This window comes from Pseudidiomarina salinarum (assembly GCF_000753715.1).
Classification (GTDB): domain Bacteria; phylum Pseudomonadota; class Gammaproteobacteria; order Enterobacterales; family Alteromonadaceae; genus Pseudidiomarina; species Pseudidiomarina salinarum.
Genome location: NZ_JPER01000002.1, coordinates 107,598 through 133,470, shown reverse-complemented (window position 1 = coordinate 133,470; position 25,873 = coordinate 107,598). Strand labels below are relative to the sequence as shown.

General features: G+C 54.7%; 26 protein-coding genes. 14 read left to right on the top strand and 12 right to left on the bottom strand.

Going from position 1 to position 25,873, the window contains the following annotated elements:
- Nucleotide 1 precedes the first annotated feature (1 nt).
- The gene (gene alr, locus IDSA_RS06180; RefSeq protein ID WP_034775211.1) at nt 2-1,108 is read right to left on the bottom strand and encodes an alanine racemase; all 1,107 of its coding nucleotides are present in this window, start codon (nt 1,106-1,108) and stop codon (nt 2-4) included.
- A gap of 39 nt (nt 1,109-1,147) precedes the next feature.
- The gene (locus tag IDSA_RS06175; RefSeq protein WP_034775209.1) at nt 1,148-2,524 is read right to left on the bottom strand and encodes a Na+/H+ antiporter NhaC family protein; all 1,377 of its coding nucleotides are present in this window, start codon (nt 2,522-2,524) and stop codon (nt 1,148-1,150) included.
- A gap of 165 nt (nt 2,525-2,689) precedes the next feature.
- Between IDSA_RS06175 and IDSA_RS06170 the strand changes: the two genes are divergently transcribed.
- Nucleotides 2,690-4,810 carry a TonB-dependent receptor gene (locus IDSA_RS06170; protein ID WP_034775208.1) on the top strand — a complete coding sequence of 707 codons (2,121 nt, stop codon included), beginning with the start codon at nt 2,690-2,692 and terminating at the stop codon, nt 4,808-4,810.
- A 2-nt stretch (nt 4,811-4,812) separates the two neighbouring features.
- Nucleotides 4,813-5,841, top strand: coding sequence for a PepSY-associated TM helix domain-containing protein (locus IDSA_RS06165; protein ID WP_034775207.1), 1,029 nt, complete (start codon nt 4,813-4,815; stop codon nt 5,839-5,841).
- 4 nt (nt 5,842-5,845) lie between these two features.
- On the opposite strand, the gene dinB is transcribed toward IDSA_RS06165, so the two are convergent.
- Complete coding sequence (gene dinB, locus IDSA_RS06160) at nt 5,846-6,931, bottom strand: DNA polymerase IV (protein ID WP_034775206.1); 1,086 nt, start codon at nt 6,929-6,931, stop codon at nt 5,846-5,848.
- A gap of 186 nt (nt 6,932-7,117) precedes the next feature.
- Between dinB and IDSA_RS06155 the strand changes: the two genes are divergently transcribed.
- Complete coding sequence (locus IDSA_RS06155; RefSeq protein WP_084694062.1) at nt 7,118-7,489, top strand: c-type cytochrome; 372 nt, start codon at nt 7,118-7,120, stop codon at nt 7,487-7,489.
- Between the two features lie 164 nt (nt 7,490-7,653).
- Nucleotides 7,654-10,254: a sensor domain-containing phosphodiesterase gene (locus tag IDSA_RS06150; protein WP_034775205.1), complete on the top strand. Its 2,601-nt coding sequence runs from the start codon at nt 7,654-7,656 to the stop codon at nt 10,252-10,254.
- Between the two features lie 3 nt (nt 10,255-10,257).
- On the opposite strand, the gene rep is transcribed toward IDSA_RS06150, so the two are convergent.
- On the bottom strand, nt 10,258-12,270 hold the full coding sequence (gene rep, locus IDSA_RS06145; RefSeq protein ID WP_034775204.1) for a DNA helicase Rep: 2,013 nt from the start codon (nt 12,268-12,270) through the stop codon (nt 10,258-10,260).
- Nucleotides 12,271-12,372: 102 nt separating this feature from the next.
- On the opposite strand from rep, the gene IDSA_RS06140 reads away from it, so the two are divergent.
- Complete coding sequence (locus IDSA_RS06140) at nt 12,373-12,615, top strand: accessory factor UbiK family protein (RefSeq protein ID WP_034775203.1); 243 nt, start codon at nt 12,373-12,375, stop codon at nt 12,613-12,615.
- A 22-nt stretch (nt 12,616-12,637) separates the two neighbouring features.
- Here IDSA_RS06140 and IDSA_RS06135 read toward each other — a convergent pair whose 3' ends face one another.
- On the bottom strand, nt 12,638-13,348 hold the full coding sequence (locus IDSA_RS06135) for a hypothetical protein (protein WP_034775202.1): 711 nt from the start codon (nt 13,346-13,348) through the stop codon (nt 12,638-12,640).
- A 143-nt stretch (nt 13,349-13,491) separates the two neighbouring features.
- Between IDSA_RS06135 and IDSA_RS06130 the strand changes: the two genes are divergently transcribed.
- Both IDSA_RS06130 and IDSA_RS06125 read left to right on the top strand, forming a co-directional pair.
- Nucleotides 13,492-14,232, top strand: a complete 741-nt coding sequence (locus tag IDSA_RS06130; RefSeq protein WP_034775200.1) for a ferredoxin--NADP reductase — start codon at nt 13,492-13,494, stop codon at nt 14,230-14,232.
- A 74-nt stretch (nt 14,233-14,306) separates the two neighbouring features.
- On the top strand, nt 14,307-14,633 hold the full coding sequence (locus tag IDSA_RS06125; protein ID WP_034775198.1) for a hypothetical protein: 327 nt from the start codon (nt 14,307-14,309) through the stop codon (nt 14,631-14,633).
- A gap of 9 nt (nt 14,634-14,642) precedes the next feature.
- On the opposite strand, the gene IDSA_RS06120 is transcribed toward IDSA_RS06125, so the two are convergent.
- On the bottom strand, nt 14,643-15,908 hold the full coding sequence (locus IDSA_RS06120; protein ID WP_034775196.1) for a type II toxin-antitoxin system HipA family toxin: 1,266 nt from the start codon (nt 15,906-15,908) through the stop codon (nt 14,643-14,645).
- Nucleotides 15,908-16,225 (bottom strand): helix-turn-helix domain-containing protein, encoded by a 318-nt coding sequence (locus IDSA_RS06115; protein ID WP_034775195.1) that lies wholly within the window; start codon nt 16,223-16,225, stop codon nt 15,908-15,910. The genes IDSA_RS06120 and IDSA_RS06115 overlap by 1 nt, the downstream gene beginning before the upstream one ends.
- A 304-nt stretch (nt 16,226-16,529) precedes the next feature.
- Here IDSA_RS06115 and IDSA_RS06110 point away from each other — a divergent pair, with 304 nt between their 5' ends.
- The 3 genes from IDSA_RS06110 (at nt 16,530) to IDSA_RS06100 (ending at nt 18,930) form a co-directional block, all read left to right on the top strand.
- Nucleotides 16,530-16,931 carry a hypothetical protein gene (locus IDSA_RS06110; RefSeq protein ID WP_034775194.1) on the top strand — a complete coding sequence of 134 codons (402 nt, stop codon included), beginning with the start codon at nt 16,530-16,532 and terminating at the stop codon, nt 16,929-16,931.
- 11 nt (nt 16,932-16,942) lie between these two features.
- A complete protein-coding gene (locus IDSA_RS06105) occupies nt 16,943-17,290 on the top strand; it encodes a hypothetical protein (protein WP_034775193.1) in 348 nt (115 codons plus the stop codon).
- A 92-nt stretch (nt 17,291-17,382) separates the two neighbouring features.
- Nucleotides 17,383-18,930 (top strand): YifB family Mg chelatase-like AAA ATPase, encoded by a 1,548-nt coding sequence (locus IDSA_RS06100; protein WP_232221273.1) that lies wholly within the window; start codon nt 17,383-17,385, stop codon nt 18,928-18,930.
- Here the strand turns inward: IDSA_RS06100 and ltaE are convergent, their stop codons facing one another.
- On the bottom strand, nt 18,931-19,938 hold the full coding sequence (gene ltaE, locus IDSA_RS06095) for a low-specificity L-threonine aldolase (protein ID WP_034775192.1): 1,008 nt from the start codon (nt 19,936-19,938) through the stop codon (nt 18,931-18,933). It abuts the gene before it with no gap.
- A gap of 22 nt (nt 19,939-19,960) precedes the next feature.
- Nucleotides 19,961-20,590, bottom strand: coding sequence for a hypothetical protein (locus IDSA_RS06090; protein ID WP_034775191.1), 630 nt, complete (start codon nt 20,588-20,590; stop codon nt 19,961-19,963).
- A gap of 183 nt (nt 20,591-20,773) precedes the next feature.
- On the opposite strand from IDSA_RS06090, the gene IDSA_RS06085 reads away from it, so the two are divergent.
- From IDSA_RS06085 to IDSA_RS06075, 3 genes are read left to right on the top strand one after another with little or no spacing between them, the layout of a single operon-like run.
- Entirely contained in the window at nt 20,774-21,745 is a 972-nt protein-coding gene (locus IDSA_RS06085) for a PLP-dependent cysteine synthase family protein (RefSeq protein WP_034775253.1), read from the top strand.
- Between the two features lie 3 nt (nt 21,746-21,748).
- Nucleotides 21,749-22,912, top strand: a complete 1,164-nt coding sequence (locus IDSA_RS06080) for a cystathionine gamma-synthase (protein WP_034775190.1) — start codon at nt 21,749-21,751, stop codon at nt 22,910-22,912.
- Between the two features lie 22 nt (nt 22,913-22,934).
- A complete protein-coding gene (locus tag IDSA_RS06075) occupies nt 22,935-23,360 on the top strand; it encodes a VOC family protein (protein ID WP_034775189.1) in 426 nt (141 codons plus the stop codon).
- Here IDSA_RS06075 and IDSA_RS06070 read toward each other — a convergent pair.
- Complete coding sequence (locus IDSA_RS06070) at nt 23,342-24,286, bottom strand: threonine ammonia-lyase (RefSeq protein ID WP_051986124.1); 945 nt, start codon at nt 24,284-24,286, stop codon at nt 23,342-23,344. The two genes, IDSA_RS06075 and IDSA_RS06070, sit on opposite strands and share 19 nt — an antisense overlap.
- Nucleotides 24,287-24,333: 47 nt before the next feature.
- On the opposite strand from IDSA_RS06070, the gene IDSA_RS06065 reads away from it, so the two are divergent.
- Nucleotides 24,334-24,948, top strand: a complete 615-nt coding sequence (locus IDSA_RS06065; protein WP_034775186.1) for a YjaG family protein — start codon at nt 24,334-24,336, stop codon at nt 24,946-24,948.
- A 5-nt stretch (nt 24,949-24,953) separates the two neighbouring features.
- Here IDSA_RS06065 and IDSA_RS06060 read toward each other — a convergent pair whose 3' ends face one another.
- Nucleotides 24,954-25,232 (bottom strand): DUF1145 domain-containing protein, encoded by a 279-nt coding sequence (locus tag IDSA_RS06060; protein ID WP_034775184.1) that lies wholly within the window; start codon nt 25,230-25,232, stop codon nt 24,954-24,956.
- A gap of 25 nt (nt 25,233-25,257) precedes the next feature.
- Entirely contained in the window at nt 25,258-25,863 is a 606-nt protein-coding gene (gene rsmD / locus IDSA_RS06055) for a 16S rRNA (guanine(966)-N(2))-methyltransferase RsmD (protein WP_034775182.1), read from the bottom strand.
- Between the last annotated feature and the right edge of the window lie 10 nt (nt 25,864-25,873).

Sequence of the window (25,873 nt, the reverse complement as noted above, 5' to 3'; positions counted from 1 at the left end):
TTTAAATCTCGACCCGTGGCACCCGCGCTGACACGCGGGTGACCAGCTCATAACTGATGGTGCCGGCGTGTCGGGCTATTTCATGAACGGACAGTTCAGGTCCCCACAACTCGGCTTCATCACCCACCTTTACCTGCCCCAGATCCGTGACATCCACGGTAATCATGTCCATAGAAACCCGCCCGGCCAGCGGCGCGCGTTGTCCGTTAATGAACACTGGGGTGCCGTTTGGGCAATGTCGCGGATAGCCATCGGCATAACCAATTGCCAGGGTGGCGATAAGGCTATCCCGTTCAGCCACCCAGCAACTGCCGTAGCCGACGCATTCGCCGGCGCTGATATCCCGCAGGGCAATCACCGGCGCGACTAACCGCATAACCGGTTTGAGTTCACTGCTCACCGGCTGGTCAGGGTTCGGGCTGATGCCGTACAGGGTAATACCGGTACGAACCCAGTGGCGATCAAATTGCTCGTAGTCGCGGCTGGCGCTCACTAGCGCCGCGGAATTGGCCAGGCTTAGGTGATCCGTCAGCCTGGTTTCGGCGGTCAGATCATAAAACTGCTGCTCCTGCTGCTGATTAAGCGGGTGCGCGTTGTCGCCGGAATTGGCGTAGTGCGACATCAGGGTTACCGAACCGACCTGGGGGCTGGCATTAAGCTCTTTATAGACGCGCCGGACCTGATCCGGTGCCCAGCCCAGCCGGTGCATGCCGGTATCCACTTTTAACCACACCGCCAGCGGATGAATCAGCCGCGAGGTGAGGATGGCATCCAGCTGGCTTTGCTCGTGCACCACGGGCTGCAGATTATGATGGGCACAAATCGGCAGCTCAGCCGCCGAAAAGCAGCCTTCGAGCAGCACAATAGGTTGATTGAATCCGGCACTGCGCAACACTAAGGCTTCATCAAGAAAGGCCACCGCAAAGGCATCCACCTGTCCGGCAATGGCCTGCGCGGCACTGATCATGCCGTGACCATAGGCATCAGCCTTCACCACGCCCAGCACACTTGCCGCGCCCGCCAGCCCACGGATGATACCGGCGTTGTGTTGCAGTGCGGCGCGGTTAATTTCAGCGCGGGTAGTACGAAAATGTAGACCATTAGCCATAGACGAAAAATCCAGTTGCAGAGCGTTATTTGCCGAAAGTTAAAGCATGATGAAGCCGGCCAGTAAATACAGCAGCAGAGTGATGCCCCCTGCTGTCAGTGCATAAGGTAGCTGGGTGCGTACATGTTCTAATAAATCGCAGCCTGACGCCAGCGACGATACGGCCGTGGTATCGGATATCGGCGAGCAGTGGTCGCCGAACACACCACCCCCCAATACCGCGGCCAGTAACAGCGGCGCGGGCAGGTCCAGCGCAATAATCAGTGGAGCGGCGATGGGGATGAGAATGGCAAAAGTACCCCATGAGGTGCCGGTAGTGAATGAGATGAGCGCGCCGGCCAGAAATAACATTGGCGCGATCAGCACCAGTGGCAGGAATTCCCCGACCAGGCCGGCCAGGAACAGGCCGGTACCCAGTTCGCTCAGGCTGCTGCCCAACGCCAGTGACAGCAACACGATAGTGACCAGCGGCAAAAGTTCGCCCATGCCCTTGAAGCCCATGGTTACTAATTGCTGATGAGTATTGCGGCGACTGATCAGCAGCATCAGATAGGCGACCACACAGGCGAGGGTGGTGGCATAAAGCACGGACTTGGCGCCATCGCCCTGGGTGATATCACCGTTGCCGGTGCCGAACATAAAGCCAACCATGCCAAACACCATGACCATCAGCGGCACCAGCATATAGCGCGCTTTACTGTTGGTCGGTATATCGTCGGGCAGATCCTGAGTCGGTTGCGGTTGCGCTTCGACGGTACGCATGGGGCCATGCACCCGGGTCGAAATGGCGGTGTAAAACACGCCCGCCAGTGTCACCAAAGCATAAAAATTAAGCGGAATGGTGCCGATAAGAATACCCACCGAGGTACCCGGCAGTTCCTCGTGTTGTTCAAGCATGCCCAGTACATAGGCTCCCCAGCCGTTGAGCAGGATCAAGATACAGATGGGCGCGCTGGTGCTGTCGATCAGATAGGCCAGTCGGGCCCGGCTCATCCCCAGCTTTTCAAACAGGCCGCGTGACAGAATACCGGCGGTCAGCACACTCAGATTCGATTCAATAAATACAAAGATGCCGGTGAATACGGTCATCAGGCTGGCGCTGCGGCGGGTGGTGCCGTAGCCGCGTTTAAGCAGGGATTCGACCAGTGCGGCAACGCCACCCGATTCACGAATATAGGCGAGCAGGGCGCCCACCAGCAGGCTGAAGATCAGGATGCGGGTATTACCGGGCGACTCAAACACACTGACAATACGTTCAATGGTCGCGATGGCGGCATAGTACCCGGGCGCATCGCCGGCAAATGTCAGCAGGATTTCGGACGTGAGAATCGCCAGCAGCAGGGCGACGATAACTTCCTTGCGCCAGAACACGACGATAATGGCAACCAGTGGTGGCAGAATCGACAGCCAACCCATAAAAACGCCTTATAAGTGAAAAATATGAATATCCAGCCGCCATATTGCCGCCCGCATCGGAATTATTCAATAAAGCATAAATTTTTTCATCAGGGGCTTGTTTCTTAAATGCGAATCATTATCATTAGCGCAAATAATTTCTAGCTTACTGATTATAAGGGTCTTATGAACAAGTCTATCGTCAGTCTCACCATCGCTTCATTATTGGCTTCTCCCGTCTTTGCGCAGGAAAATGCACAAGAGAGCGCACAGCAAACCGACTCAGCAGTCGCTGAACGCATCACCATCACCGCCAGCCGTACCAGCCAGCCGGAAAGTGCGATTCCCGCCACCGTTACTGTTATCGACGGTGAAGAGCTGCGCAAGCAGCTGGCAGTCGCCGATTCGCTGTCGGATTTATTAGGTAACCTGGTGCCGGCATTCTCGCCGTCCCGGCAGAAGCTGACCAGCTCCGGTGAAACCCTGCGTGGCCGCGAACCACTTTACCTGATCGACGGCGTACCACAGTCTAATCCGCTGCGTAACGGTGCCCGTGCCAGCTACACCATCGACCCGCTGATGATTGAGCGCGTAGAGATTATCCACGGTGCCAGCGCCATCCAGGGCATGGGTGCCAGCGGCGGTATCATCAACCTGGTGACCAAGTCGGCAACTGAGGGCAGCAGCCATGAAGTGGTCGCGGGCCTGAGCGCGCCAACCAGCAACACCAGCGAAGGCTTGTCGTACCGCACCGGCTACTTGTTCCGTACCGCGGAAGGCAACTGGGACATCGTTGCCGGCGGCCACGTGCGCAGCACCGGCATGTATGTAGATGGTAATGGCGACCTGATCGGTGTTGATGTGACCCAGGGCGATGTCATGGACTCCGAGAGCTATGACCTGTTTACCAAAATCGGCTACCAGCTGGCGGCCGATCAGCACCTTGAGCTGATGGTCAATCACTTCAATCTGCAGGGCAACGGCGACTATTCACCGGTTGTCGGTGATCGCGATATGGGCATCGCGACCCGCGCTGTTGAACAGCCTTCAGAAGGCGATCCGGCCGAGAATGAAGTCACTACCGCAACCATGACCTATCGCAACGCCAACATCCTGGGCGCTGATCTGAACTGGCAACTGTTCAGTCAGGATTTCTCGGCCTTATACGGCGGCGGTACCTTTGCGACTTTCCAGGATCCGGCCTTTGGCACGGAAATTTTCGACCAGTCCCGTAATGACTCGAACAAACTGGGTTCGCGGCTGACTATGAACTGGACCAAAGTGGCGGACAGCCCGGTTGATCTGAGCGCTGGCTTTGATTATCTGCGCGACCGCACTTTCCAGGAGCTGGCACAAACCGGCCGTAAGTGGGTACCGGAAACCAACTTCCACAACTGGGCACCATTTGCACAACTGCGTTATCAGCAGCATGGCCTGACCGTCAGTGGCGGCGTGCGCTATGAGTATGGCCGGCTGGAGGTCGACAACTTTACCACCCTGCACAGCTACGGCAGCGTTCTGGTCGAAGGCGGCGATCCATCCTTTAACGAGTTGCTGGCGAACCTGGGCATTGTTTATGAATTTACCGACAGCATGCGTGGTTTTGCCAGCTTCTCAGAAGGCTTCAGCATGCCGGATGTGGGCCGGGTGCTGCGTGGTATCAACACGCCGGGTCTGAGTGTAAATAGCTTCCTGAATCTGCAGCCGGTTATTGCCGATAACAACGAGGTTGGTATCGAGTACCGTGACCACGCGCTGACTGCCAGCCTGAGCTATTTCCGCTCTGATTCTGACTTTGGTGCGCGTCTGCAGGCTGATGCCGATGGCTTTTTCTCAGTAATGCGCGAACGCACAGAAATCGACGGTTATGAGGCATCTGCCAGATACGCGCTGACGAACGACATCAGCTTAGGTATGAGCTATGCCAAAACCAACGGCGAATATGACAGCGACGGCGATCAGCAGGTGGATACCGAACTCGGCGGCCGCAATATTGCGCCAGAGCGGCTGAACCTGAACTGGAGCCAGCAGTGGTCACCAATGATTAGCAGCCGCTTGCAGTGGAATAAACTCTTTGACCGGAACATCTACGACGGCGCGGCAGCCATCAACAACTTTGACGGCTACCACACTTTTGATCTGCAGCTGCAGGCAGAAACCCGCGGTTACGGTATCTTCTCGATTGGCGTTGAGAACCTGACCGACGAGTTCTACTTCACCTACTACGCCCAGACTGCCGGTGCTGATCGCACCAACTACGCTGGCCGCGGACGTACGGTGAGCCTGAACTGGCAGTACGCGTTCTGATCATGCCGGGTTGGGGTCGACTCCACAGATGGCTCGGCCTTACGCTGAGCCTTTGGCTGGTGCTCGTATCACTTACGGGCACTTTGCTTTTTTATAAGACCGAACTACTGCAGCTCAAATACCCGCAGCTGAAGCTGACTGAAATCCCTGATCATCAGGACGCCGCGCGGGTGTTTGATCGCTTTGATGCCGGTCATGCTTTTCTTCCACGCGCCGACAAGCCCTGGATAGAGGTGGTCGATGTGAGCGGCACGCATCAGTACTTTAATGCTGCAGGTGAGCACTTACTTTCACGTGAGCACATGGGAGACTGGATATCCTGGTTCGTGGAGTTCCATCACCACCTGCTGCTGCACGAGCTGGGTAAGGATATTCAGGGTTATCTGGGGCTGGCCAGCTTGCTGCTGGTGGTGGCGGGCTTAGTGAAGTGGTGGCCGCAAACCTGGAGCCGCCGGCTGTTTACCATTCGCTGGGCATGGCCGTGGCAGAAAAATTTCCGTGCTACCTTATGGCAGTTGCATCGGGTGACTGGGGTGGTGCTATTGATCCCGTTGCTGATTTTGCTGATCACCGGTACCGCGATTATGTATTCGGCTGTGGTATCGGACAGCCTGACCAGACTGTTTCCGGAACAGCACCAGGTGACCAGTATGCCGGCCGTAGCAACCGAAGCGACCAGTTGGCCACAGCGCCTGCGTACGGCGGAAGTTTTGTTTCCCGAAATGGAGCCGCGGCTGGTGTATCTGGACAGGGCGCGCATCCGCTTTAAATATGAGGATGAATGGCATCCCAACGGCCGCAGCTATATGCAGTTTGACCCATTTACCGGGGCACTGGTGAGTTGGCAGGATATTCGTAACCAGCCTTATGGTACGCAACTGGCGCAGATGGTCTATCCGTTGCATGTGTCGGCAATCGGCGGCGTCAGCCTACTTACGTTATTAGTGGCAGGCGGGATTGCCCTGATTGTATTGCCTGTCAGCGGGGTGTGGTTCTGGCTGTGGCGGCAGCGGCGTAAGAAGGTCGCCTAAGCCGTTATTCGAGTTCGAGCTCCAGTTGCAGCTGGTCATCCGGATCGGGCAGCGCCACGCTCAGACCAATCAGGCGCACGCCGCGCCCGTCACGGCGTTCCCAGGCTTCACGCAGCAGCTGATAAAAGATACTCGGCGACGCCTTGGCACCAGTACGTGAAACCGTGGTTTGCTGAAAGTCGGTGAATTTGAGCTTCACCGTCTGGGTTTTGATGTGGGTGTCCTGCCAGCGCGACGTGCCGAGGCGGCGCAGCAACTGCGGCAGCAGCACATCGTTCACAAACAGGTCAATCTGGCGTAGCTGAAATAAGTCGGTGCGCAGCGTTTCCTCTACCCCCACGCTTTTGCGGACGCGCTCAGTCACAATGGAACGCGGATCGATGCCCTGGCAACGTTGATACAGCAGCCAGCCGGATTTATCACCCAGAATACTCTGCAACGCGGCAAGCTCGGCAGCCTGGACATCGCGGCCCAGGTAAAATCCGGCCTGGTTCAGCCGTTCCAGGCTTTTCGGGCCGACTCCGGGAATGCGCTTTAACGTCAGCTGACCGATATAGGGCACCACCTGCTCCGGAGCCACCACAAACTGGCCGTCGGGCTTACGCTCTTCACTGGCGATTTTCGCGACCATTTTCTGATTTGAAATACCGGCTGATGCGGTTAGATGCAGCTCTTCGCGCAAGCGCTTGCGAAGCGCCTCCATGGTCAGGCTGGCGCTACCCTGAAACTGGGTATTGGCAGATAAATCCAGGTAAAACTCATCAATGGAAGCCGGCTCAACCTGATCCGTTACGTCTTTTAATAAGGCCAGCACCTGACGCGATAGCTGGCGGTAATAGCCGTGATCCGGGCTGACGAAATGCAGATGAGGACATAACCGGCGGGCGTGGCTGCCGGGCATAGCGCTGCGTACGCCGAATTCCCGCGCCAGATAATTCGCCGTGGCCACCACGCCGCGCTCGCCGCCACCGCCGACCGCAAAAGGACGGTGTTGGAGGCTGGGGTCGCGCAACACTTCAGCGCTGGCAAAAAAAGCGTCCAGATCCAAAAGCGCAAACTTACGTACTACATCAGGTACATTTGACGACATAATTGACTACATAAAACGGAAGTGTTTATCCTTGGCTGGAATACGGCTATAATCGCAACAACTATTGGAGCGCGCAAGCTCATCAGCTCATATCAGGAGTTTCAAGTGAATCGAGTACAGGTGGTAAAATCGGGTCGTTTTATTGCATTCGCACTGGCTTTCGTGGTCGGTAGTGCAGGTGCTGTTATGATGCCACAGCAGGATGACGAAGGCGCCATTAAAGAGCGTATCGCACCTATCGGTAAAGTTCGTCTGGCCGGTGCAGATGCGCAAGCAGGTAACGGTTCACAGACAGGTAACGGTTCACAGACAGCTGCGGCGCGTTCCGGTCAACAGGTTTACGATAAATTCTGCGCCGCCTGTCATACTCCGGGCGTACTGAATGCCCCGCGCATCAACAACGCTGAAGACTGGGCACCACGCCTGGAACAAGGCATGGATACCGTGCTGCGGCACGCGGTTGAGGGCTATAACGCAATGCCTGCCAAAGGTACCTGTGCTGACTGTAGCGAAGACGAAATTATGGCTGCAATCGAATATATGACTTCAGATATTTAATTTGAAAAGTAAAAAAGTTTTAAAAAAAGCCGCAACCGCGGCTTTTTTTTGTCTGTTTTTTAAGCGACAAGCCTTTTCACGCCGGACCGGTAAGGATATACTCGACCTGGAATCGTTATAAAACGGTAAAAAAATAAAACGGCCAATAACGAAAAATAACAATAATGCCAAAATCCGAAACAGAACAGTCACGATTGAAAGAAGTTGCGCGCCTGCGCAAGGCTGTTGTGCGTCTGAAAAAGCTTACCCTCAAGTACCGCCAGTCTGAAGTTGTCCAAAAAGCCTTATTCCGGATCTCTGAACTTGCCTCATTCGTGCGCGACATGTCAGAATTTTATTCGTCGGTACATGGCATTATCGGCGAGCTGATGATGGCCCGGAACTTCTTTATCTGCCTGTATGACGAAAATAACGATACCGTGAAGTTCGTTTACTTTGTCGATGAATACGATGACATCCCGTCACTTGAACAGTTTCCTGCTGACACGCTGCGCCGCGGCATTACCGGCTATGTCATGCGTACCGGCCGGCCCTTTTTGTTGACAGAAGAAGATTTTCCGACGTTGGTAGCTCAGGGCGAGATCCGCGATTTAGGCGCTCCTCCCGTCGACTGGCTGGGTGCGCCGCTGCAATCAGGTGGTCGTGTTATCGGTGCCATGGTGGTTCAGAGTTATACCGAGAACGTATTTTACAGCACCGCCGATAAAGAACTCCTGATGTTCGTATCGCAGCACATAGTCAACGCCCTTGAGCGGATCCGACAGCGCGAATTCCTCCAGGCAGAAATCAACCGGCAGACCGCGAACCTTCGCGATATCAACCGCGACCTTGAGCTACAGATTGTTGAGCGTAAACGCGCTGAAAAAGTATCTGCCGTGCTGTACGCGATTTCCGAGCTGACCAATACCTCCGACAGCATGGATAGCTTCTTCAAGCATCTGCACGCCCACATTGGGCAACTGATGAACAACGACAACTTCTTCGTTGCTCTACTGGACGACGAGAAGAAAAATATTAATTTTGCCTACTACGTTGATGAGCGCGACACCAAAGTACGTGCTTCACGGCCGCTAGGGCATGGCATGACGGAACACGTCATTAACCTGAAAAAGCCGGTATTCATTGACGAAGATGAATACAAAAGGGTCATGAGCCGGGGCAATGGCGATTCGCGCGCCAAATACTATGGTACCCGTCCGAAACAGTGGCTGGGCTCACCACTGATTGTTGAAGATGAAGTTATCGGCGTGCTCTCGGTGCAGACCTACAGCGATGATGTGTCCTATAAGCAGGACGACCTGGAACTGCTGAACTTCGTATCCCAGCACGTGGCCGTGGCCATTGAGCGTCGCCGCAACGCCGAGGAGATCCGGCGGGTGAATACCTACCTCGAGAAAAAAGTTGCCGAACGCACCGAAGAGCTGGTCAGCGAGATTGAGCGCCGTAAAAAAATCGAAGAAAAATTATTCTACGATGCGCATCACGATACCCTCACGGGCTTACCGAACCGCGCCATGTTCACCGAACGGTTACAGCAGTCGCTGAAGCAGAAAAAACGTTTCCCGAATCATAACTTTGCGGTGCTGTTTGTCGATCTCGACCGTTTCAAAGATATTAACGATACCCTCGGTCATTCAACCGGCGATGAATTCTTACAGGAAGCCAGCCGCCGCATCGGCGAATGTGTGCGCGATAATGATACCGTAGCGCGCCTGGGTGGCGATGAGTTCGTTATTCTGCTGAACCTGATCCGTCATATCGACGATGCCAAAGAAATCGCTTCACGTATCATTGAGAAAATGCGCCAGCCTTTTGTGTTTGGTGCTAATGAGCATTATTCCGGTGCCAGTGTCGGTATTGCGGAATGCAAAGCACGAAACGATTCCGCTGAGCGCCTGTTAAGGGATGCCGACGCAGCTATGTACCAGGCGAAAGGCATGGGCCGCGGGCGCTTCGTGGTATTTGATGAAAGTATTCATACAGAGCTGGTCGCCTCGCTGACTCGGGAAACCGAACTGCGCCATGCTGATTTCGACGAAGACTTTATTCTGCAGGAACAAGCTCTGGTCGATTTGAAAGGCGGCAAAGCGCTGGCGCGGGAAGTGCAGGTGCGCTGGCAGCTTGACGGTAATTTATTATCTACCGAACATCTGCTTAATATTGCTGAAAAAGCCGGCATGATCATGGCCGTTGACCAGTGGATGCTGTCGCGCTGTTGCGAACTGGTCAATGAGAAGCCGGAACAGCCGATTTATGTGAGTGTATCTGCCAAGCACCTGTTTAAACTGGCCGATATTAAAGCTTTACTGGAAATTATCCGGCAGTTGGGTGTGGCTCCGGAGCAACTGGTGCTGGAGTTCAGCGAAACTGAGCTTAGTGACAACTCAAAGCGCCAACTGAGCTGTCTGCGGCAACTAGCTGAAGCGGGCGTCGGGCTGGCGCTCAATGATTTCGGCCGCAGTACCGGGGCGCTGCATTATATTCTTAATTACCCGTTTACCCATGTAAAACTGGCACCACGGTTCGTCGCCGATGTAGCCTCAAGTAAACGGGCGCAAGCGACCATGCGTAACGTGGTAAACCTGTGCAATGAGCTGGATATTAAGCTGGCTGCGGCGGGGGTAGACTCCCGGGCGCAGTGCGATGCGCTGCTCAGTGCCGGGGTAACATTGGGGCAGGGGCTGTTATTTGGAGAACCCGAACGGGTAAAGTCGCAAACTTCTTCACAACCGACTTCGCTAAAGTCGGGCGCTAACTACGCCTGATAACTACTTTTTCAGCGCATTACGTAACATTTCCATCCCGCTTTCGCGCGTAGCTTCTTTGGTCTCTTCCGTCACCACTTTCTGATCTTCCCATTCCAGATCGTCCACGGGTAACTCGTATAAAAAACGGCTGGGTTCAGGTTTTACCACATCACCGTACTGACGGCGCTCACGGGCCATAGTAAAAGTAAGTGACTGCTGCGCGCGGGTAATGCCCACATAAGCCAGCCGGCGCTCTTCTTCAACCATGTTGTCATCAACGCTCGACTGATGTGGCAGCAAGCCTTCTTCCATACCCACCATAAATACATGGGGGAATTCCAGACCCTTGGAAGCATGCAGCGTCATCAACTGCACCTGGTCACCTTGCTCGTCTTCTTCGTTGCGCGACAGCATATCGCGCAGGCACAGTTTGGCCACCGCCTGTTCGAGATCCAGCGGCTCATGGTCGTCATCGCCTTTGAGCATCTCAGTGACCCAGCGGATCAGCTCATTGATGTTCTTGTAGCGCATTTCGGCGGCGCTGACGCTGGGGCTGCTTTCATACAGCCATTCTTCGTAGCCGATGGTGCGGATCAAATCATAGAGTGCCGAGGGCGCTTCTTCGCGATGATCGCAGCGCCGCGCGGTCTGGCTGATCAGATGGGTAAAGTATTGTACCGACTGATATTCGCGGCTACCCATACGGGTTTTCAGCGCCTGATGCTGTGCGGCCTCAAGCAAGCTGATATGCAGTTCATTGGCCAGATCGCCGATGCGCTCCACAGTGCCGGGGCCAATACCGCGCTTAGGGATATTGATAATGCGGATGAGCGCGGTGTCATCGGTCGGGTTCACCAGCAGTCGCAGGTAGGCCATGATGTCCTTCACCTCAGCGCGGGCAAAGAAGCTCTGGCCGCCGGTGATACGATATGGAATACGGTTCGTCAGCATGGCCTTTTCAAATACCCGGGCCTGATGATTGCCCCGGTACAAGAGTGCGAAGTGGCTGTAAGGCGTGCGCTCCAGGAAGCGGCGCCGGACAATTTCCGCCACCACGCGGTCGGCTTCGTGTTCTTCGTTGCGTCCATAGATAACCCGCAGTGGCACGCCGTATTCCATTTCCGAGAACAGCTTTTTCTCAAATACATGTGGGTTGTTTTCAATCAGGATATTGGCGGCTTTCAGGATCCGGCCATGAGAGCGGTAATTCTGCTCAAGCTTAACCACCTGCAGGTTGGGGAAGTCCTTTTGTAACAGCGCCAGGTTCTGGGGCTGGGCACCGCGCCAGGAATAGATCGACTGGTCATCATCGCCAACCACGGTAAAGCGGCCGCGCTCACCCACCAGCAGTTTCACCAGCTGGTACTGACTGGTATTGGTATCCTGATACTCATCCACCAGCAGGTAGCGGAACTTTTTCTGCCAGCGCTCGCGGGCTTCCTGATTCTGGCTGAGCAGTAGGGTGGGCAGCAGAATTAAGTCGTCAAAATCCAGCGCGTTGCAGGCGCGCATGTTCTGCTGGTAGCGCCGGTAAAACTCAGCAAAGAGTTGCTCGTCGGGCAGGGACGCTTGCGCCAGCGCCTGATCCGGCTGCAGCATGGCGTTCTTCCAGTTACTGATCTGATGCTGCAGTTGCTTCAGTAGTGTCTTGTCGCCGTCCAGCTCGTCTTCAGTCAGCGCTTTGAGCAGGGCAAAGCTATCCTGATCATCAAACAGCGAAAAGCCGGGCTTCATGTTCAGCCGGGTGACTTCCTTGCGGATGATATTCAGGCCCAGAGTATGGAACGTCGATACCGTCAGACCGCGGGTATATTGCCGGCCCAGCGTCTTGCCCACCCGATCTTTCATCTCACGGGCGGCTTTGTTGGTAAAGGTGACGGCCGCGATATGGCGCGCCTGATAGTCACATTTGGTGATCAGGTAGGCGATTTTCTCAGTGATTACCCGGGTTTTGCCGCTTCCCGCACCAGCAAGCACCAGCACCGGCCCGGCGATGGCACGTACGGCTTCCTGTTGTCGGGGATTTAACTGCATCATGATCCTGCTGGTTAGCGGTGTGCTTGAATGAGCGGCAGATTTTACCGCAAACTCCTGCTAAGCTTAAAGGTAATTCGGCCCAGTGAAACAGGAGTGGTTATGGACGCCAAAAAAATTGAAGATATCGCCCGTCAGATCAACGATAGCATCCCATCGGGTGTGAAGGACTTTGCCGACGGCATGGAACAGCGCATCAAGCAGATCCTGCAACAACAGCTGAACAAGCTCGATGTCGTCACCCGCGAAGAGATGGACGTGCAGCAACAGTTGTTGCTGCGTCTGCGCCAACGCGTTGAACAGTTAGAAGAGCAGGTAGCGGCCTACCATAAGCCGCAGGACTAAGTTGCAGGCTTAAGTCACAGGCCTAGGCGGGGGGACAGCTCACCCAGTCGGTGTCTGCGTTTACCGCAGGCGCCTCTGGCAGCTGCGCCTCCAGCACATTAATTTTGGTGCGGTAGTCGGCCAGTTGCCGTTCATTGTTCAGTATCTGATTTACATCCCGTTCCACAAAATAAGCGCGCCGGCCGATCGCGTAAAGCACACTTTCTTTATCCTCGCTTAACAGCGCCACCGCATTACCTTCTAACGGACCCAGACAGCAGGCCTCAAGCTGGCTCACAAAGTCACGGACGATAGAGTCCGGTACTTTCATATTGTCCGGATCATTGGCAAACCGGCGCAGCCCTTCAATGCGATCCCAGGTTTCGGTGGTGATGGCGGCGACCTGCTTCAGCAAGTCGACACTCTGCTCAGCTAACTGATAATTGAAATCAGTCAGTATGGCCCGGCTGTCGCGCTCTTCAATTAATGACATGGCATCGACCCGTTTCAGGTCGCGCCACTGCTCGTTTAAATAACGCAGCTGCGCCAGATCGGGCTGTTCAGGGTCTAATGCCGCCAGCTCATCGGCAAAGGCACATGCCCGCGCATCACTGTATTCAATCGGATCAATCTGCACCACGTCAGTGTCATCGGCTGCTGTTTGCTGCGGCTCGCTACAGCCGGTAAGGGCCAGTAGCGCCATGGCGCTGGCAATCAGCGCATAATTAATGGGATAACTTACGGCATAACTCACAAAAGTAACTCCAATTACTGCTTTGCCTATAGCATAACATAACCGGTGAAAGCGGCTCGTAAATTGGCTGGTAAAACAGACGCTAAGTTCTTACCATAGGTGAACATTCAGTAATTCGGCGGCGCGTCGGAGGACAACAAGCAATGGCACAATGGTTAACCGGAGAAGTCATCGAAAACTACGCCTGGAACGCTGAACTCTTTAGCATCCGTGTAAAGGCCCAGCCGTTTGAGTTTATCGCCGGCCAGTTTGTGCGCCTGGGGCTGCAGCACGAGGGCGCGCGCATACAGCGCGCTTATTCGCTGGTGAACAGTCCGGATGACTCGGTGCTGGATTTTCTGGTGAGTCGGGTTGAAGGCGGAAAGTTGTCGCCCTTGCTGCACGACCTGAAGCCCGGCCAGCACATTGAAGTCAGTCAGCCGCCCAGTGGCTTTTTTACCCTTAACGAAGTGCCTGACGGCGACAGCCTGTGGCTGATTTCCACCGGCACCGGCATCGGCCCCTATCTGTCGATGTTGCATACCAGCATCCCCTGGGAACGCTTCAAGCGCATCCACTTAATCCACGCCGTACGCTATGCCGGTGACCTGACCTATCAACAGCAAATTCAGGGCTGGGTAGCCGACCATCCGGGCAGCTTTACCTATCAGCCGGTCGTCAGCCGCGAAGATTATCCGGGCGGTCTGCGTGGTCGCATCCCCGGCTTAATCGAATCCGGCGAGCTCGAAGCCGCCGTCGGCGACAAGCTGGATACCAACGCTCAGGTGATGCTGTGCGGTAACCCGGAAATGATCCGCCACGCCAAAGAAGTGCTGACCGAAAAAGGCCTGCCCAAGAACCTGCGCCGCAAACCCGGTAACGTAACGGTGGAGCAGTACTGGTAGTACGCGAATCCGCGTTCCTTTGTCTATACTGAGTATTGAAACCCATATCAATACAACAGACAGGTATTTCGACAATGGTTGAGAAGTGTCCGAAGTGTGAAAATCAGGTACTGGATAATAAATTCAGCTGCCCCGGTTGCGGTTACGTGAAGCGCGACCAGCATGGTGAAACAAGCCACCCTGGCGACACTGGTATCACCACCAAAGAAACACCGGTGAGCCTGCAGATTCAAGGCGTGGTCGCGCTCATTTCTCTTATAGTGGGCCTGGCCTGGTTTTATTTTACCGGCGAAGAGTACGAGGAACGCGGCGAGCTCAATGTGATCGCTCTGGTCATGTTCATTGGCGGACTTGTCTGGTATCTCATCACGCGTTTCCGGATTTGGGGCGCCGCTGACTAGCCAAACGGCTTAAGTAGTGATTCTGAAATCTTGCTTCAGGTTGCTCCAGTGCGCTCTTAGTTTGGCTTTATGGTTTTCGAGCATAGGTAACTCATCCAACATTGCCGGCCACAGCGTTCTTGCCTTTTCCATAACGTCCTGTAGATGAATCCTGATGGCAGGCCAGGAAACATTAATGCGCTTCGCCCATTGTTCAAAAGAGTAGAACGTCATCGCATCCCAGTCTTTGTGCTTATTCAGGTTCAAGGCTAAACGATCAGGCTCAACGTAAGCTATGGTGGAGACGATATCGTAAGCCGGTGCCAGCAAGGGATTTAGTTGATCGGGATAATACACCGACCAGTTTTTAATATGCGCGTCCCCGTTTCCTAAGAGGATATTGACCAACAACCGCCGTGCCAGTTGTTGTACATCACTCAGGCCCTGTGTGCCGACCTGGTGGAGCGCTGCCGCGATCTGTTCATGATTTACTTTGCCGTATTTATCCACCGGATAAAGGCCCATGATTTGAGCGAAGTCTTCGGTATGAATGCGCCCGGCATCGGAACGATCAAATCGTCTTATGGCATATGCGGTAGACTCGCCTGGCAGGGGGATGTCCGGCAGTCCATCCAGATCAGACAGCTGCACTAACTTAACCTCTGGAATCGTAATGCCAGCCGCTTCTGCGAGCTTCATCGAGGTATATTCATTCTCAACAACCGCCTTATGGGTTGTCGAAGGCGTTTTTATTATCCAGCTTTCGCCGTCCGATGATTCGCTAATAGAAAAGCGGGCGCCTTGCCGGACCGACGAAAATTTCATTTGCACGCCCGCTAATGAAAATTTTCGCGCGGGAACATTTACCGGCATGGCTATAGGCGAGACTTTATCGCGCGGCGATAAAGACCAGTCAGGTATTTCATCAGGGGGCAGGGGCTCTGCAATGATAGCTCCGGGCAAATTTCGGCCCGCCCAGGCAAACATGGGAAATTCATTAATGCTGTTAACCTTCAGTTCGGACGACATCCACTCACGTAATGAACCTTCGGGTAGCAGATTAGATAATAAGGGCGGTAACTGCTGGGAGTGAATGAATGGATGATTTAAATAGTCCGGCTGTAGTAGCTGCCTCATCGTTACCACAGGAAGGTCCTGAGCCACTTGTCCGGACAGGTAATCAGGGTTAAATGTCAGGATGTTTTTGTTACCGGCAAAGTGAGCGAGCACGGCAATATGAACGCCGTGAAGCGTTAATCCTAGTGCTTGAACATGTTCCTCTCTGCTGTACGCCATTAATCATCCTCTAAATCTTTGACTAACTGCCACGGCGACAGGCCGCGTGACTTTTCCCCGTCCGCCGAGCGGGCCTGATCCAGCTGGGTGAGTTGTTGCTCAACCTGGCGAACAGACTCCTTCGGGATCAGCACCAACTCCATATCAAGGCCATCGAGCACCCGTAACAGAGTTGATAAGCGCGTATCAGCGCCGGCTTCTATGCGCTGATATTGTTGTTGCGACATCCCGATCTTTAGCCGCATATCTTGCTGGCTTAGTTCCAGGTCATCTCTTCTTTTGCGTAAGATCGCAGCATAATTCTGGAGCGTCTTCATAGTTTCGCCCTTTAACAACGTTTTTGTTGTATACGTGGTAAATTACAATAGATTAAGTGTTTTTATCTGGTTTTACAACTAATATATTGTTTAACCCACTAATTACAATTAATTAGTTGTAATAATCATTAAACAACACCGCATAAGTTGTATTTCTTGCGAGTAACAACAGAAAAGATGTAAAAAATAGAATTTTCAGGTCCGAAAAACGGCTTAAAGTTAATATGTTGTTGACAACCAGGAGCATGATTTGTAACTTCTGAAGCTAATAAGGAAATATTCGATAGTTAAACAGGAGTTTTTGATGAAATTTGCCAGGTTTTTAAATCTAATCGCCGTGTTTTTTGTTGTTTTTGCTACGAATCCAGCTAAAGCAGACGAGATCCCCCTCATTTCAACTTATCAGTTCAATTTGGAATGGGATGTTAATGGCTTTCCGGATTTGTTGACTACCGCTGACGGTACACCGCTATTTAAGCTGGATGTAACGGTAGCCGTTGAATGGCATATAAATGAAGCGGGGGAGCTAACAACGATAACGGTGCTGGAGGAAACGCCAGCAGGAAAAGGTTATGCCGATATCGTGGTTGACGCGATGCGCAAAACCCGGCTCGAGCCGAGAATCGACAATCCTACCGCTCCGGTGCGCGTTCAGGGCACGTTTAAATTCCGTAACCTCGAAGAGAAAAAGTCAGCCGCGCTTTAAAAGGTAAACACATGGATGTGGTTATTTTCGACAAGCCGATGCTGCTGGCGTATGGATTCTTCGTTAGCTTTCTTCTGTACTCAAGGATTAAAAAAGAGGCGCCGAGCGAAAAATTTTTAAGCCAGCCAAGTAGACGCTATTTCGGTCGTTTGCTTAGGGGCATTGGCGGGGGCGTTTTTTTGGGGTTGTTCGTTTTTTTTGTGATACCTCAGGCGTTCAAAAGTGCATTGAGCAACCCGCCGATAGCCTGGTGGCAACTTATACTTAACGGTATTGTTATGACGCTAACGATGTTTGTACTTGTGGTCTCTATGCTCATTATTTCAGCCTGCCTCAAGCGCCGAAGTTCTGTGCGCTGATAACTCACATAAATATCCGCTTTGCGCTAATTGCCGCTTCTTGAGCCGCTCGTTAATCTGATCTGACTAACAAGCGGTTGCAGGGAAGCGGCATGACGATGGGATTATCACTGGCTCAGGTTTACACCCGCGCGTTGCAGGGTATTGATGCGCCGCAGGTGACGGTTGAGGTGTGTCTGGCTCCGGGATTGCCGGCGTTTAATATGGTGGGGTTGCCGCAGACCGGCGTGCGCGAGGCGCGCGACCGGGTGCGCTCGGCGTTGCTGGCCAGTAATTTTGATTTTCCGCGCGCGAAAAAAATCACCGTGAACCTGGCGCCGGCGGATTTGCCTAAGCATGGCGCCCGTTATGATTTAGCCATTGCGGTGGGGATTCTGGTGGCGAGCGGGCAACTGGCCGAGCGCGCGGTGGTGGGCCGGGAGTTTTATGGCGAGCTGACGCTAAACGGCGATTTGCGTGGCGTTACCGGTATTTTACCGGCAATGATGGCCTGTCGGGAGGAAGGCCGCGAGGCGGTGATACCGGCCGATAATCAGGGCGAAGCCAGCGTACTGCGCAAGCAGCAGTGTGTGGCGGCAATCAGTTTAATTGATGTGGCCGAGCATCTGCGCGGGCCGCACAGCCTGCCTTTTATTGAGCCCTGTGACGCAGATATCAGCCCCAGCCATCCCGGTGATATCGCTGATGTGGTGGGACAGGAGCAGGCCAAGCGCGCGTTGCTGCTCGCAGCTACCGGTGGGCATCATCTGCTTTTTGTGGGGCCGCCCGGCACCGGAAAGACCATGCTGGCGCAGCGGTTGTTGGGGCTGCTGCCGCCCCTTGATGAGCGCGACGGATTGGAAGTTGCGGCTATCCGCTCAATAACCGGACAGGCCATGCGCACCGGCAACGCGCAGAGCTGGCGGCAGCGCACTTTAAGGAGTCCCCACCATTCCTGTTCCGCGGCGGCTTTGGTGGGAGGCGGCTCGCCGCCGCAACCTGGCGAGATCTCGCTGGCGCACAAGAGTCTTTTGTTCCTGGATGAATTACCTGAGTTCTCACGTCATGTACTGGATTCGCTGCGAGAGCCACTGGAGTCGGGCATAGTAACCATCAGCCGCGCGGCCCATCAGGTGACATTTCCGGCACGCTTCCAACTGGTGTGCGCATTAAATCCATCACCATGCGGCCACTTTGACGGCAATCTCAGTAGCGCCCGTGCCAGCCCCGATCAGATCATAAACTATCTGGGCAAGCTTTCAGGACCGCTGCTGGACCGCATTGATATGCAGGTCGAAGTGCCTCGCCAGCCGGATGTGCTGAAGCAGCAACTGGAACCGGCGGCACCTGTGAGTGATAACTGGCGGCAGCGCGTCATCGCGGCCCGCAAGCTGCAAACAGAGCGCCAGGATTGCCTCAACTGCGAGCTCAGCCCGGCGCAGCTCAGCGAGCATTGCCGCCTGTCGGATGAGGATCACGAGTTTCTGGTTAAGGCCATTGAGAAGTTCGGGCTATCGCACCGGGCTTATCATCGCCTGCTGCGGCTGGCGCGCACCATCGCTGATATTGAAGATAGTGCAACCATCGGCCGTTCGCATCTGGCTGAAGCCCTCAGCTATCGCGCCCTGGATCGCCTGTTGCACCACCTGCGGGAACTCTGATTAACTGCCCAGCGCTTTCCTAAATCCGCGAACCACCTGCTCGATATCGCTGCGGCTCACGTTGAGGTGAGTGACCAGGCGCATGCGCTGCGAGCGGGCGGTGAGGATGTCTTTGCTGCGCAAGTGGTCGCTGACGTTTAGCGCGGCCTCCAGGCTTTCAAAATTCACATACACCATGTTGGTTTGCGCCGGCTCAACCACTATACCAGGCAGGCCTTTTAAAGCTGACGCAAGTTCCAGTGCGTTGGCATGATCGTCGGCCAGCCGGTCAAAGTTATGATCCAGGGCATAGTCGACTGCTGCGGCGATGATGCCGGCCTGACGCATGCCACCGCCGAGCATTTTACGCAAGCGATGAGCGCGCTGAATCAGTTTCTTACTACCCACCAGTACCGAACCGATTGGCGTGCCCATGCCTTTGGAAAAGCATAGCGACACGCTGTCAAAAGGTGCGGCCAGCTCGGCCAGATCGAGGCCCGTAGCAACAGAGGCATTGAAGATCCGTGCGCCATCCAGATGCAGTTTCAGACCATGCTTGTCAGCCAGCTTGCGGGCTTTGAGCATGTACTGCTGCGGGATCACTTTGCCGGTATGGGTATTCTCAAGTGCCAGCAGGCGGGTGATCGGAAAATGCGGATCATCCGGTTTGATGCGTTTTTCGACTAACTGCAGGTTGAGGGTACCGTCGGCTTCCACTTCGAAGGGCTGGGGTACGATGCCGCCGAGCACGGCAGCGCCACCAGCTTCATAGCGATAAGTATGGTATTCCTGGCCCACCAGGTATTCATCGCCGCGCTGACAATGGCTCAGCAGCGCCAGTAAATTGGTCTGGGTGCCGCTGCTGGCAAAGAGTCCGGCTTCTTTGCCGGTGAGTTCGGCCACCCGTTGTTGCACCGCATTAACCGTCGGGTCATCACCAAATACGTCATCGCCAACGGGCGCATCGGCCATTGCCTGGCGCATGCCGGTGCTGGGGCGGGTCACGGTATCACTACGCAAATCGATCATAAGGTTCAGGCTCCCTCCGGATTTATTCGGGTGTATAGCCCCAGGCTGGCGGGGGCAGGTCAATTGGTTGGCTGAGATCAACGTGCACTTCAAAAATACGACCGGGGCGGCTTAGCTGATAGCTCATGGTGTCTTCATCAACAAAGCGGATGGTCCAGGTGTTGGTCACGGATACATCCAGGCCGTTCTCAATAAACAGCGCTTTGCTGGCTTCATCCACCGGGAACGCCTGCTCAGTGGCCGTGCCTTCAACTACGGTTTGTCCGCCATAAGGCGATACCGCATCGGGTGTGCCGTCTTCGTGCAGGTGAATGTGTTGAAAATCAATGTAATCGTCGTGCTGGGTCAGTACCCAGGTGCGGGAGCGGTCATCGCCCACGTGCAGCGGCATGCGCACCAGGCCCGGCTCGCAGTCGCGTACATGCACCACCAGTGGCTTGTCCCAGGCTGGCGAGGGCTGATTATCTTCCACTATAGTGGCGGCAAAAGCCTGACCACAGTAAGGTTCGAAGGCAGCCATGAAGGCATCCTGCGGCGACTCAACGTCGGCCACTACAGCGGTATCTGTGGCGTCATCAGTCTGTGGCTGGCAGGCGCTCAACAGGGCGATTGCGAAAAGGGCTGCGGCCCCGGTGCGAAAGGAATTTGTCATTGCTGGCTCCTGCTACTAGGCTTCAGAGATTCGTGTGGCGGATGCTGCCACCGGGGAGTAGCAGGTAATGTGCCATATCTTATACCAAAAAGCATGGCGTATTTTGCAGTTCAAATTGGCATCCCAGGGCAGCATCGTGCGATAATAGAACAACTTAATTCAACCAGCAGCGGAAACCTCAGCATGCAAGTTTTTCAAAACGTACTCGAAATGATTGGTAATACGCCCATGGTCAAGGTCTCGAACATGGACACCGGCCCTTGTGAGCTTTATCTGAAACTGGAGCACCTGAACCCGGGCGGTTCCATTAAAGACCGGATCGCGGTAAGCATGATTGAAGCGGCGGAAAAAAGCGGCAAGCTTAAGCCGGGTATGACCATCATTGAGGCGACCGCTGGTAATACCGGCCTGGGCCTGGCGCTGGTTGCGGCAAGCAAGGGTTACCCGCTGAAGATAGTCATGCCGGACAAAATGTCCGCTGAAAAAGTGAATAACCTCAAAGCTATGGGCGCGGACGTGGTTCGCACCCGTTCTGATGTGCAAAAAGGGCATCCTGAATATTACCAGGATATGGCCGCACGCTTAGCGGAAGAGAACGGCTACTACTATGTGAACCAGTTCACCAACGATGCCAACGTGGCCGCCCATTATGAAACTACCGGCCCGGAAATCTGGAAGCAGATGGATGGCAAAATTGATGCCTTCGTTTGTGGTGTTGGCTCGGGCGGCACCTTAAGTGGTGTGGGTCGTTTCTTGCGTGAACGCAGCGCCACCATCGATCTGGTGCTGGCTGATCCGGAAGGGTCAATCCTGGAGCCGCTGGTTAACCGCAATGAAAAAGTCGAAGCCGGCAGCTGGCTGGTTGAAGGCATCGGCGAAGATTTTATTCCCGATATCTGTGAAATCAAACTGGCCAATAAAGCGTACGCGATAAGCGATAAAGAAGCCTTCCGCGTGGCCCGTGAAGTATTAGTAAAAGAAGGCGTGATGGTCGGCTCATCAAGCGGCACCCTGATTGCCGCCGCGCTGCAATACTGCCGCGAACAGACTGAGCCCAAGCGCGTAGTCACCTTAGCCTGTGATACCGGTAACCGGTATCTGTCTAAATTATATAACGATGAGTGGATGGCCGCTCAGAACTTGCTGGAGAAGTAAGCAATGGCAGAACAAAAGAATTTAAAATTTGCGACCCGGACTATTCATGGCGGACAAGCGCCGGAGCCGGCTACCGGTGCAGTAATGCCACCGATCTTTACCAGCTCAACCTATATTCAGGAAAGCCCGGGCGTTCATAAAGGCTTTGAATATTCGCGTTCGCACAACCCGACCCGTTTCGCCTGGGAGCGCTCAGTCGCTAACCTGGAAGGCGGCAAGCAGGGCCTGGCTTTTGCATCGGGTATGGCTGCTACGTCCACTATTATGGAACTGCTGGACAGCGGTGACCACGTGGTGGCGATGGACGATCTGTACGGCGGTACCTTCCGCTTGTTTGATAAAGTCCGTGGCCGTTCAGCTAACCTGAAATTCTCTTACGTTGATCTGGCCGATATAAGTGCCGTTGAAGCCGCGATCACCGACAAAACCAAGATGATCTGGGTGGAAACTCCAAGTAACCCGATGCTGAAACTGGTTGATATCGATGCCATCGTGAAGGTCGCCAAAGCGCGCGACATTCTGGTGGTAGTGGATAATACCTTCGCCACACCCTACAACACCCGTCCGCTGGAACTGGGTGCCGACATGGTCATGCATTCAGCGACCAAATACCTGAACGGCCATTCTGATATGGTTGGCGGTATTGCGGTGGTTGGCGATAACCAGGAGCTGATCGAAAAAATGTTGTTCCTGCAGAACTCTGTAGGCGCGATAGCTGGTCCGTTTGATAGCTATCTGGCACTGCGCGGCGTGAAAACCCTGGCCTTGCGGATGAAGCATCATAACGAAGCGGCGCTGGAGCTGGCCAAGTGGCTTGAGAAACATGATCAGGTTGAGAAAGTGATTTACCCTGGTCTGCCAAGTCATCCGCAGCACGAGCTGGCGAAACGCCAGATGACAGGTTTTGGCGGCATGATCTCGATTCTGCTCAAAGGCGACATCAACAAAGCCCGTCGCTTCCTCGAAGAAGTTGAAATCTTCGCGCTGGCGGAAAGCTTAGGTGGCGTCGAGAGCCTGATTGAACATCCGGCGATTATGACCCACGCGTCGATTCCAAAAGAGAATCGCGAGAAGCTGGGCATTCTGGATAACTTCGTGCGGATCTCTGTGGGTATTGAAGATCTGGACGATCTGATTGCTGATCTGGATCGGGCGCTGAACGCTTAAGGCTGAGCGAAGGGAGACATACATGGCAAAGCAGGTTCAACCTTTTCATTTAGCGATTCCGGTGAAGGATATTGCCCGGGCACGCGCCTTTTATGGTGACGTGCTTGGGTTAAGCGAAGGCCGCAGCGATAAGCAGTGGGTCGACTGGGATTTTTTTGGCCACCAGTTAGTGACGCATCTGGCACCGGTACAAGCCGGTGAAGTGCATCATAATCCGGTCGACGGCCATGCCGTGCCGGTGCCGCATTTTGGTGTGGTGCTGACTATGGACGACTGGCAGCAACTGGCGCGCCGGCTGCAGGATAAAGGCATCAAGTTTGTGATTGAGCCGCATATCCGCTTTGAAGGGAAGCCCGGCGAGCAAGCCACCATGTTTTTCTATGATTACAGTGGTAACGCGCTGGAATTTAAAGCCTTTCAGGATATGAATCAGCTGTTCGCCAGCTGATTCACATTTCCCCCACTGATCACGACCCCGATCCGTTTAGCGGCAAATAGCTGCGGATAGGCCTTAATGGCTGCCAGCGGGGTCGCTGACGAGGGCTCGATCCACATTCCGGTATGCTCAAAACAAAGTTGTTGGGCGGCCAGTGCCTGTTCATCGGTGACCACCAGTACATCGTCCACCGCGCGCCGGATAATGGCGAAGGTTTCTTCCCCCAGGCTGGTCAGCAGGCCATCGCAGACACTGCGCGGCGGCATTGCCGGCTGAATGGATCCCGCTTCCAGCGAGGCCCTGCCATCGGCCGCCAGCTCCGGTTCCACGCCATAGATGTTGCTGATGCCCAGCTCACGCCCGACGATCGCCGTGCCGCTGAGCAAGCCGCCGCCACCCAGGGGCGTCAGTAAGATCTCGAGATCCGGTTGCTGCTCGAGCAGCTCCAGTGCCGCGGTGCCCTGACCACAGATAATATGCGGGTGATTGTAAGGCGGAACAAAGTGCCGGCCGCTGGCCTGCTGCTGCTCGACGAACTGCTCGCGTGCTGTCATGCCCGGTTCGATGGTGATGAGCTCAGCGTCGTACTGCTCCATATTGGCGCGTTTAACTGGTGACGCATTGCTGGCAACGCCCACCCGCACCGATATCCCCAGTTGCTGTCCGGCGGCCGCAAGTGCTGCACCATGATTGCCGGAAGAGACCGTAAATACACCCGCTTCGCGCTGCGCTGGCGTCAGTTGCAGCAGGGCATTGCAGGCACCGCGAAACTTAAACGCGCCGGTGTGTTGCAGGTTCTCGCACTTCAGCCACACCTGCGCGCCCAGCGCGTCGTCTAACGCCAGCTGATGGCGCACCGGCGTGCGCATGACGCGATCGCTGATGCGCGCTGCGGCGTCGCGGATCTGGCAAAACCATTGGTGTATGCTTGATTCCATGTATACTTACCCCTATCTGATCTGTCGCTAGTTTACCAAGGATTTCCATGGCTGTACTGAACACTTTTGAACGCATTCGCGAATTACCCCTGGCTTACCAGACGGTGGTGGCGCTGTACCTGTGTGAGCGCATGGTCCCCAATTATCACCTGTTCCATCAGGTGACCGGCTTTGGCGATCCGCAGCCGCTGGAAGGTGCTTTGAATGCTTGCTGGGATTGGGTATGGCAACCGAAGAAAGTCAAAGTGAATTTCAGCCGCTGGCAGGAAAAGGTCGACGATGTCACCCCCAGTGAATACGGCCATGATCTGCTTGGCGTATACCCGGCGATTGACGCCTGCACTGCCATCAGCACCATGCTGCAGGGGCTGATGGACAATACCTCGGCCGAACTGGTCAGCGTGGCGAAGATTTCTCAGGCGGATGTGGCTAAATTTGTCGAACTCACGGAAGGCGCCGAGCTGGATGCGGAACAACGCCAGCAACTGCTGCGCGAGCATGAGTTAGTACAGTACGAAGTCGACATTCAGCAGGCGCTGCTGAATTACCTGGAAGTGGTGGCGCCGACGTCCGCGTTGCCGACCAAAGAGCTGGTCGCACAGATCCGCGCGATGGCCGATGATGAAGGCATCTCCAACATCGGCGTCGCGATTTCCGAATAAGCGACTTAGTCGGTTTTCTGGCGTGGCTGTTTTTGTAATATGGCCAGCCAGCCAATCACGCCAAATACAATGATTTGCCAGTAATCGCCGCGGCTCCATTTGATTTTGTCGCCATACACGGTGACAAACATCAGTAGCTGCAGCAGGTGAATTGCCAGCAGTACAAACAGCAGGATCAGAAACAGCGCAAAGCCTTTGCCCGGAAACGGCCATACCAGGTTGGCCAGTAAGGCACCCCACACCAGCGCAAAAAGAATTCGACCCAACCACACGCTAATACTCATTCGTTGTCTACCTTAAGTTGTTGTTCTAATCATTTACCTGCAGCAGCCGGAAGGCCACCTGGCCGGCTTCTTTTTCGCGATGCAGGCGCCAGTTCGAGGGCCAGTTCGGATGCCAGTCGCGCTCGGTTTCCAGGTATACCCAGCTGCCCGGGCGCAGCCAGCCATTCCGCTGCAATAACTCGCAGGCGCTATCCGCTAGGTCCATGCGAAACGGCGGGTCCACAAATACCACGTCAAAGGGAGCGGCTGGTTGCTGTTGTAAAAAATTCAGCGCATCGCCCGATTGCACCAGCGCGGTGCCCTGGCAAGCAGCGGATAAGCGCTCGGCATGCTGGGCCAGTAATCGTGCCGCCTGGCTGTCTTTTTCCAGCAGGATCACTTGTGCGGCGCCGCGCGACAGCGCTTCAAAGCCCAGTGCGCCGCTGCCGGCGAATAAATCCAGGCAACGCTGATCGGCCAGCTCAAACTGCAGCCAGTTAAACAGGGTTTCGCGCACCCGGTCGGTGGTGGGGCGCAAGCCGGGGACCGCAGCGATACTGAGTTTCCGCCCGCGCAGCGAACCGCCGATAATACGCAATTCGCCGCTGCCTTCGGCACTGGCCTTTTTGTTCTTGTCTGGGCTTCGCGGCATGCTAAAGTAA